General features: G+C 25.8%; 3 protein-coding genes. All 3 read right to left on the bottom strand.

What is annotated here, in order from left to right:
* Positions 1–523 precede the first annotated feature (523 nt).
* From H7S46_RS01550 to lon, 3 genes are read right to left on the bottom strand one after another with little or no spacing between them, the layout of a single operon-like run.
* Entirely contained in the window at positions 524–655 is a 132-nt protein-coding gene (locus H7S46_RS01550; protein ID WP_259645850.1) for a hypothetical protein, read from the bottom strand.
* Complete coding sequence (gene ilvD, locus H7S46_RS01440) at positions 655–2,490, bottom strand: dihydroxy-acid dehydratase (RefSeq protein ID WP_183043059.1); 1,836 nt, start codon at positions 2,488–2,490, stop codon at positions 655–657. The genes H7S46_RS01550 and ilvD overlap by 1 nt, the downstream gene beginning before the upstream one ends.
* 43 nt (positions 2,491–2,533) lie before the next feature.
* The gene (lon, locus tag H7S46_RS01435) at positions 2,534–4,849 is read right to left on the bottom strand and encodes an endopeptidase La (protein WP_183043058.1); all 2,316 of its coding nucleotides are present in this window, start codon (positions 4,847–4,849) and stop codon (positions 2,534–2,536) included.
* Positions 4,850–10,972 lie beyond the last annotated feature (6,123 nt).

Below are 10,972 nucleotides of genomic sequence, written 5' to 3'. Positions count from 1 at the left end.
ATTAGTGTATAAGTTGAGTTGAAGTTTTTATTATTTTGCGTAGCAGTATGTTGGGGTTTATCCTCGTTCCATTTAAATAAAATCTATTAACACATTTGTAAAGAATAATTTTAATACTTATTACTTCAATCAATACAAGCAAAAATAAAAGTAACAGCAACTTTATTTTATTTAGTTTAGAAAATTAGCCTTTAATTAAAGTAATACTTTAAAATTATTTCATATTCCTTAATAAAATTTAATTTACTTATTCGTTTTTGTTTGTGTAGCTGATCTTTTATTTATTTATTTATTAAGTTAAATTTTACTTTTTTGAGTTTTAATTATTTAAAATCTTTTTAAATCAATGAAATGGTTCGTTCATGAAGATTATTTATTTTATTTACTACTTTTAAATTTCAAATATATTTTATTTTGTTTTTTTTATCTATAGTTTTTTATCTTTTATAAAAATAACTATTTAATATAAAAATATTTTTAAACAAAACACTTAAACTTTATATAAGTTTATTATTAAAAAAATTTATTTATTTTTTCTTTTAAGAACAAACATATTATAGATTTTGAATACTTTTTGTAAAAACAAATATATTGCTTTACTTTTTATTAAGTGGAAAGGAGAAAGTCTTTCTTTTGGTTGTGTAAAGTAGTTCATTAACAACAAATTCTTATAGCACCTTTATCTGCTGATGTAGCAAAATGTGAATACAACTTCAATGTGTTAGTTATTTTTCTATTACGTTTAGTTACATTTTTCCATTTGTTTTTATATTTTGTATTCATTGTTTTTCTACGGTTACTTAAGATTTTATTATTTAATAAAACATTTATATATCTTTCTTTTAAATTTATACTTATTAAATCATTATCTTCAACTAAAGCTATATTTCCATATTCAGCGGCTTCTGGAGAAATATGTCCAATGGATAAACCTGAAGTTCCTCCAGAAAATCTTCCATCGGTAACTAAAGCACAATATTTATCTAAATTTTTATATTTTAAATAAGAGGTAGGATATAACATTTCTTGCATACCAGGGCCCCCTTTAGGGCCTTCAAAACATATGATTAAAATGTCACCTTTTTTTATTTTATTCTTTAATATTTTTTGGACGGCTTTTTCTTGTGAAAATACCACTTTAGCCCTTCCTTTGAATATTGAATTTTTTTCATATACTCCTGCTGTTTTAACCACACATCCTTTTACTGCCATATTACCAAATAATATAGCTAACCCTCCATCCTTAGAATAACAATGTTTTACATTACGTATACATCCAGTTTTTCTATCTTGATCTAATACAGTCCATTGATTGTTCTGAAAAAACGCTTTTGTTGTTCTTATCCGGCCTGGAGCTGCCTTATAAAAATTTAATATTTTTTTTTTATTAGATAACATAATATCCCATTTATATAAAGCTTTTTCTAATGTTTTACTATGTATAGTTGATACCTTTAAATTTAATAAATTTAGTTTATTTAATTCTCCTAACAAACCAAACACACCTCCAGCCCTATGAAAATCTTCAATATAATATTTATTTGTATTTGGCGATAATTTACATAATTGAGGCACCTTTTTTGATAAGGTGTCTATATTTTTTAATTTAAAATTTATATTTGCTTCTTTAGCTATTGCTAACAAATGAAGTATTGTATTCGTTGACCCTCCCATCGCGATATCCATTATCATCGCATTTTCAAAAGATTTTTTAACACAAATATCTCGAGGTAACAATTTTTTGTTCTTGTTATAATATTCATTGGTAATTTCAACAATTCTTTTACCTACTTTTTTAAATAATAGTTTTCTGTTTGTATGAGTTGATAACAAAGTCCCATTTCCAGGAAATGTCAATCCCAACGCTTCTAATAAACAATTCATAGAATTTGCTGTAAACATTCCTGAACAACTGCCACAAGTTGGACACGCATTTTTTTCTATATCTAATAACTTACTTTTATTATGATTTTTTGATCCACTTACTATTATTGCATCAACTAAATTTATATTTTTTTTATCTTTTTTAAAAATTAACCTACCTGCTTCCATTGCCCCCCCTGAAACAAAAATTGTAGGTATATTTAATCTAAAACATGCTAATAACATACCTGGAGTAATTTTATCACAATTTGAAATACATACTAAAGCATCTGCACAATGCGCATTTACCATATATTCTATTGAATCCGCTATAATTTCTCTGGAAGGCAAAGAATACAACATCCCACTATGGCCCATAGCTATCCCATCGTCTATAGCTATTGTATTAAACAATTTTGCATTAGCCCCGTTTTTTTTAATTGATTTTTTTATTATCTTTCCTACCTTATCTAAATTTATATGCCCTGGTACAAAATCTGTATAAGAATTAGCAATAGCAATTATTGGTTTATAAAAATCATTATCTTTCAAACCTGTCGCCCGCCATAAAGCTCTTGCACCAACCATGGTTTTATTTGTCGTGGTATACGATCTAAAATTTTTCATATTTATATTTACCTACCTACTATAATCAATTCTCATAAGTTTTTTAAAAAACTATTTTTGCAACATCTTTATAATCTTTAACAAAATGAATTTTTATATTTTTTTTTAAATAATTTGGTAATGATTCAAAATCACTTTTATTTCCTTTGGGTAATAAAATTTCAAATATTTCACTTCTTCTGGCTGCTACTATTTTTTCTCTTATTCCTCCTACTGCTAATACTTGACCTGTTAACGTAATTTCTCCAGTCATTGCTAGCATTCGTTTTATACTTTGTAATTTAGCTAATGATATTAAAGCGGTTGTCATTGTAATTCCAGCCGAAGGACCATCTTTTTGTACAGCTCCTTCAGGAACATGTAAATGGATGAAATATTTATTAAAAAAATTTTTATTTATCTTATAATGTTTTACGTTTGCTACTGTATAACTATATGCTATATTTGCTGACTCTTTCATTACACTACCTAATTTTCCTGTGAGTTTTAATCCATTTTTAAAGTTATTTATTTTAACAGCTTCTATTGGTAAAGTTACTCCACCTAAGGCTGTCCATGCTAATCCTGTTACTACCCCTATACCTTTTAATGAATTTTCTTTTTTAAAAATTGGTAAACCTAAATAATTTTTTAAATTATTTTTGGAGACTTTAATTACTTTATTTTTTTTTTTTAATAATTTAACTACTGATTTACGAATGATACGATGCAATTGTTTTTCTAATTTCCTTACTCCTGATTCCCTAGCATATCCTTCAATAACCTGTTTTAATGCAGTCGAGGTAATTTTTATACTATTTTTAGGTATTTTATCTTTTTTTAATAATCTAGGCCATAAATATTGTTTAGCTATAGTATATTTTTCTTCAGATATATAACCACATAATCTAATCACTTCCATTCTGTCATATAAAGGTATTGGAATTGTGTCTATTTGATTGGCCGTACAAATGAATAATACTTTTGATAAATTTACCTTTATATCTAAATAATTGTCCAAAAATTCTTTGTTTTGCTCTGCATCTAAAACTTCTAATAAAGCAGATGCAGGATCCTTATTATATGTTAGGCTAATTTTATCTATTTCATCCAACATAATTACAGGATTTAACACTTGAGTCTCTTTTAAAGCTTGAACAATTTTTCCTGGCATTGAACTTACATAGGTTCTACGATGCCCTTTTATTTCAGCTTCATCACGCAGACCCCCCAATGATATTCTATAAAACTTCCTTCCTAAAGCATTAGCTATAGATTTTCCTATGGATGTTTTTCCAACGCCAGGTGGACCTATTAACAATAAAATTGAACCACATACTGTGCCTTTAAATACCCCTTCAGCTAAAAACTCAATAATTCTTTCTTTTATATCGTTTAAACCATCATGATTTTTATTTAATATTTTAAATGCATATTTTATATCTATTTTATCTTTCGATACAATTCCCCACGGAATTTGAGTTAACCATTCTAAATAATTGCGAGTTGTACTATATTCAGGTGATCCTATGTCTAACGTTTTTAATTTATTCAGTTCTTCGTTTATTTTTTTTTTTACTTTTGGGGATAAAATATATTTTGTTAAACGTATTTTAATTTTGTTTAAATCTGATTTTCTTTCATCTTTTTTTTTATCTAATTCTTTTTGTATAATTTTTAATTGTTCTCTTAAAAAAAATTCTCTTTGTCTCTCATGCATTTGCAAATTTACTTTTTGTGATAATTCACTATATAAATTAGAAATTTCTATTTCTTTTCTCAACATAGGTAATACTAATTGCATACGCTTTAAAATTGTTAAGGTTTCTAACACTATTTGTAACTCTTTACCTTTATTTGATGTTATTGCTGCTGCAAAATCTGTTAAGGGCCCTGGATCACTAGGACTAAATCTGTTTAAATATTTTTTTAAATCTTCACCATATAATGGATTCGTTGGTAATAATTCTTTTATTCCTTTTATTATTGCTATAGCGTATGCTCTTGTCTCCTTTGATTCTTTGTTTATAAGTTCTTTAGGATAGATAACCTCTACAAAAAAAGGAGCCTTTTTAGATATCCAGTTGATAATTTTAAAACGTCTTAAACCTTGAGCTATCAATTGAATTTGATCTCCGTCTGTACGATGTATTTTAACAATTGTTCCCATTTTTGTAAATTTTGGCACTTCTTCGATAAAATTATTATTTCCAACATAAATTAAGCCTAAGCAACCATGCTTAGTACTCACCACTCTTTTTATTGTTTCAATCCATCTATTTTTATTTACAACCAATGGTTGTATTTGAGCAGGAAAAAACGGCCTATTATTTATAGGAAGTAAGTAAATACTCTCTGGAAATAAATTTTTTATAGACACTGTTTTGTCCTTTATATTGTGTTATGTATTTTGTTTCGTTTGGCTTTATTTTGATGAGTTGTGGTATGCTTATGGGGGGTTTTATTTTATTAGTTTTAAGTTCTGTGTTGCTTTGTATTGAGGTGCTGTGCTTTGTATTAAGTTAAGTTTTTTAATATAAGTTATGTTGAGGTGTTGTGTTATGTAATGTTATGTGTTGAGATGAGATGAAGTGTTAATTTGTGTTGCTTTGAAGTGTGTTGTAATGGTTTAAGTTAATGTGGTGTAATGAGATGAGATGAGATGTAATGTTGTTTAAGTTGTATATGTTATTTTATGTGTTGGGTTTTATTTTTTGAATTGTTTTGTGGTGTTAAGTTTGTTTTTGGTGTGGTTTAATGTGTTTTAACTTAAATTGTTTTGTAATGTATTAAATTAATGTTGTGTTGTATGTTTTGTAAGGTTGAAGTGTGTTTTTTTAAGTTGAATTTTAAAGTTGTAATGGATTAATGTCATATAAGTTGTATTAAGTGTTGTTTAGTTGTGTTTAGTTTTTTTACATTAACTTAAGTTGTTATGTGGTGTTATTAGTGTAGTGTGAGTTAGGTAATGTATTTTGTTTTAATGTATAATGTTGTTTAAGTTAAGTTGTGTTTAGTTGTTATGTAATGGTTTGAAATGTTTTACATTAAATTAATTGTTTACATTAAGTAATGTTGTTTAAGTTTAGTTGTTGTGTTATGTAAATGTAATGGTTTAGTTTTTGTTGTTTTGTTTTAAGTTACCTCAATTAATCAATCCATTACAAAAACATTACAAACAATTCAATTTATATTAAAATACAACACAAAAACCACTTATCTTAATCTTACATTAAATAAAATTACAAAACACAACTTAAATTAATTTAAAACAAACAAAATACAACTTACATAACCTAACCTTACACTACACTACACTACAACACACTTTATTGAATTACATTAACTTATTACACCAATAAAAACTAAACTTATATTATAACTTACAAAATAAAACAAAACAAAACAACACTTACATTACATAACTAAACCTCAACATACCACATAACAAGTTAAGTTAAAACCAACATTACACCTACACCACAACTTAAAAACAAACTCAAACTTACAAAACATTACAACACACTAATAACAACTTAAACTATTACAAACCTAACTTAAATTGTTTTACAACACACTACACAACACATAACTAACTTAACTTGTTTTTGATTAAATTAACACACTTCAATTCAACATTACAAAACATTACACAACATTACATTACACCACAAGTTAAGCTAAGTTAAAACAACTTAAACAAATAAAAACCAAACAAAAAACAAAAGACAAAAGACTTTAAACTAAACCACATAACATAACATAACACCACAAACAAAAACACCTCAATCCAAAACACATTAAATTAAACCACACACTTCAAAGCATCTCAACACAAACCACAACACAACATTACATTACATTACATTACATTACACAAGTTAAGTTAGTGTAAGTTGTGGTATGTTTAGTTAATCCAAAACATATCAACACAATTCATAACAATTTAAAACAATCAAAACAAAACAAAACAAAACAAATAAAATCAATTCATTACAAACCATACCATACCATTACAAAAAAATCAAAAACAAGTCAAAACACTTCAAACCATTACAAACCAAACCAAACATAAACCATTACAACAACTTAAATTACACTAAACTAAAACAATTCATATCAAAACACATTAAATTAAACCATTACAAAACACAACTTACAAAACACTTCATTAACTAATCCAATAACAACACAACAACAACTTAAAGCAACACATTACATAACACTTCAAATCATATCAACACAAACCATTCCAAAAACATTAAAAAAAAACAACATAAACCACAAAGCATTACAAAAAATCACAACTAACTAATGTTGTTTAAGTTAGTGTAGTGTGTTGAGGTTTTGTTTTTTGTTTGGTTTTTATTTGTTTAAGTTAGTGTAGTGTTTTGAGTTATTTTTATTTGTTTTTTATTAAATTGTATTGGTTTGTGGTATGGTTTGTAATGCTTGGTTTTGAATTGTTTGGTTTGGTTTGTAATGGTTTGAAGTGTTTTGGTTTTTGTTTTGTGGTGTTATGTTATGTTATGTGGTTTAGTTTAAAGTCTTTTGTCTTTTGTTTTTTGTATTAAATTACATTACATTACATTACATTAAGTTAATAGTGTAAGTTGTGTGGTTTAAATTAAATTACATTGTATTGTATTGTATTGGTTTACATTACAAAAAAACAATTAAATGTGGTTTACATTAAGTTAAGTTGGTTTGATTTTGGTTTTTGATTTTTTTGATTTGAGGAGTTATGATTGTTTGTGTTTATATAAGTTTAATTTTTGATTGATTGGATTAAGTTGTAATTGTGTGTTATGATTGATATGGATTAATTTAAATTGTTTAAATTGTTTGTTTGTTTGTTTTGTTTTGTTTTTATTTGTTCTGTTCTGTTCTGAAGTGTTATGTTATGTTATGTTATGTTATGTTCTGTTCTTTTATTTTCTTTTATTTGTTTTAAATTGTTTTTGAAGTGGTATGTTTTGGTTTGTTTTAGTTTAGTTAGTGTATTTTGTTTTATGCTTTAGTTTGAGGTGTTATGATGAGTGTATTGGTTTAATATAAGTTTATGCTTTGATTGTTTTTGTTTGTAATGTTATACTTTGTTGTTTTGGAATATTTTGTTTTAAGTTTAGTTGTTATGTTTTGAAATGAATTGTTGAGGTGTTAAGTTTGGTTTTTTTTAACTGATAAAACAAATCACCTCACCACCTATACTTTTTTTCTTTTTAACCTTTAACAAACTTAACATACATAATACATTTTTACATAATTTTTACCTAAAATAACAAAACATAACACAAAAACATTACATAACACCTCTACACACTAAATTACATTAATAAGTTTTTTTTTTAAGTTAGTGTAGTTGTTGTAATCCAATTTAATTAAAACAAAAACAAACACCTAAAACTATTACAACTTATATTTAAACACATTACAACACAAAGTAATTAAACTAAATACAAAATTAGCGTAAATTAATAACTTACAACATTATACCAAAAACAACATAACTTAAAACAATTTAATGTAAAACCACAAAACATAACAACTTAAACCAATACACTAAACCACACCATTACATAACAACTTAAATTATATTAAACAATCAAACACATAACATAAAATAAAAGAACATAACAACTTAATCAAAACCATAACATAACATAACACTTCATCTCATCTCACACTCAAACTCAAAGCCAAAGCAACACAATACAACAAATAACACAAGTTAAGTTAAACCAATACACTTCATTTCAAACATACCACAAAAAAAACATTACAAAAAAAAAACTAAAAGCATAAAGCATTACATTAACTTAACACACTAACTTAAAGCAAAAAAACTTAACCCAACCAATTACACAAACAAACAAAACAAATAACTTAAAACAAAACAAATTAAAGCAAATTAATTTAAACTAAACCATAACACAAACAAACTAAACCACAACTTATATTATATAAATAACTTAAAAAAAACCATTAAAACATAACAACATTACACCAAACATTACATACCACAAACAAAAAAACAAACCAATCAATTCAATTCAAAACCACATAACATAACACCACACCACTAAACAAAACAAAACAAACATACCACAAACAAAACAAAACCACACCACTAAACATACCATACCACACCACATAACAAAGCATTACATTAACTTAAATAAAAAAACTTGAAATGAAATAACTTACATTACAAAGCATAAACCATTACACAAACTACACAAACTAACTTAACACAACTTACAACAAAACAAACTAACTTAATACAATTTGGTTTAAACCAATACAAAACATTACACAAACAAATAACTTCAAAAACAAATTAACACATAACATAACAACTAAACAAAACTTAATACAAAATAAAATAACTAACCTTACTAACTTAAAATAATAAACCATAACAACTAAACAAACCACACTAACTCAACTTACATTAAAACACATTAACTAAAACTAACCTACAAAACATTAACTTAACTTAATGTAATGTAATGTAATTTAATTTAATCAAAAACATAACAAACTCAAACAACATTAACTTAACACAACTTAACTTACATTACACAACACCTTACACAAACTAACTTAAAGTAACCTTACACAAACAAACTACACTAAAACAATTTAAAACATAATAACACAACTTAAAAAAAACCACACCACAAGTTAAAACATTACACATCAACTCAATAACAAAGTAACTCAAAGCAACTTAAAGCAAAGCAAAGCAAAGCAACACAAAGCAACTTAAAGAAAAATAACACAACACACATAACATAACAACTTAAAACATTACAAAACATAACACACCTCAATTCATATCAAAACAATTTAAACCAATCAAAAAAACATTACAACTTATATTAAAAATAGGAGTAAAACCATAACACCTAAAAAGAAAACAAAAAACTTAACAAATAACAACATTAACTAAACCTAACTTATATTATATGAAACCAAAACATTATAACACAAAGCAACTAAAAAAAAACTAAAAGCAACAAAATAAAATAACTTAACCTTAAAATAAATTTACAACTAAACTTACAAACACACTACAAATACACTAACTTAATCCAAAAAATTTAAAACAACACATAACTAAAACAGACCACACCATTACAAATAAAACACACTTAAAAAATTCAAACCAAAAAACAATTCAAACCATTACATTACACACCTTAACTAAACCTCAAATCAAAATCAATACAAATCCAATCACAAAAACACAACTAAACAACAAATTAAAAAACACATAACAACATTAATTCAACCACACTACACATAACTAACTTAACCTAAAACAATTTAAAACAACCTTACACAACATTACATTACATTAACCTAACCTTATATTACACTACACTAATCTAATCCAAACTAATACACCTCTAACAACTTAACTTAATGTAACAAAACTTAACACAACTTAAAACACATAACAACAAAGCAAACCATTACAAAACAATCAAAACAGACCAATACATTACAACACATAACACCTAAACAAAAAACTAAACACAACTTATATTAACACACTACAAAATAATCCATATCAAAGCAAACACCTCAAAGTAACACAAAATAACAACAACACATAACATAACATAACATAACAACTTAATGTAAACCAATACACAACAACTTAAGTTAATGTAATAATCTATTACAAAACAATCAAAAACAACTTAACACCAAAACCAAAAACATTACAAAAGACTTCAACAAATACAAAGCATAACAACACAACTTATATTAACTTACACATAACTAATCCAAATAACTAAACTTAATTTAAACCAATACAACTAAACTTAAAACAAAACAACTTACAAAGCAACAAATAACACTTCACTTCATCTCATCACAACACACTTCATCTCAACACCTTACAACATTACACAACTTAAAACAACACACCTCAACACATTAAAAACCAATCAAACACATAACATAACAACTTAAAAGACCTCAAACCAAAAACAAACACATTACACATTACACCACAAAGCAACACATTACAAAGCATTAACTTAACACAATACAACTTTAAAGACATCAATCAAAAACAAAAAATTATAACTAAACTTAATCCAAAAACAAAAAAAATTAAAAACCACACCACAAAGCATTACACAAGTCAACACTAAACTACACTAACTTAATCCAAATTACAAACATTACATAACACATTAAATTAAACCACAAAAACACACCAACTAAAAGAAACTCAAAACAAACAAATACAACTTAAAAAAACCAACTAAAAAAAACTAAACTTACAACACAATACACTAACTTAAAACAACCCATAACAATTCAAACCATTACATTACACAACTTAACTAAACCTAAAATCAACAACAACAACTTAATACAAAGCATAACACCTAAAACTTCCCCACAAAACCACACCATTACAACACAAAAGCACAGCACTTCAATCCATTACAAAAATTCAAAAAACAAAGCACTACAC

Origin of the sequence: Candidatus Portiera aleyrodidarum (assembly GCF_902713745.1) — a bacterium.
GTDB lineage: Bacteria > Pseudomonadota > Gammaproteobacteria > Johnevansiales > Johnevansiaceae > Portiera > Portiera aleyrodidarum_D.
This window is presented reverse-complemented; position numbering and strand designations above follow the sequence as displayed.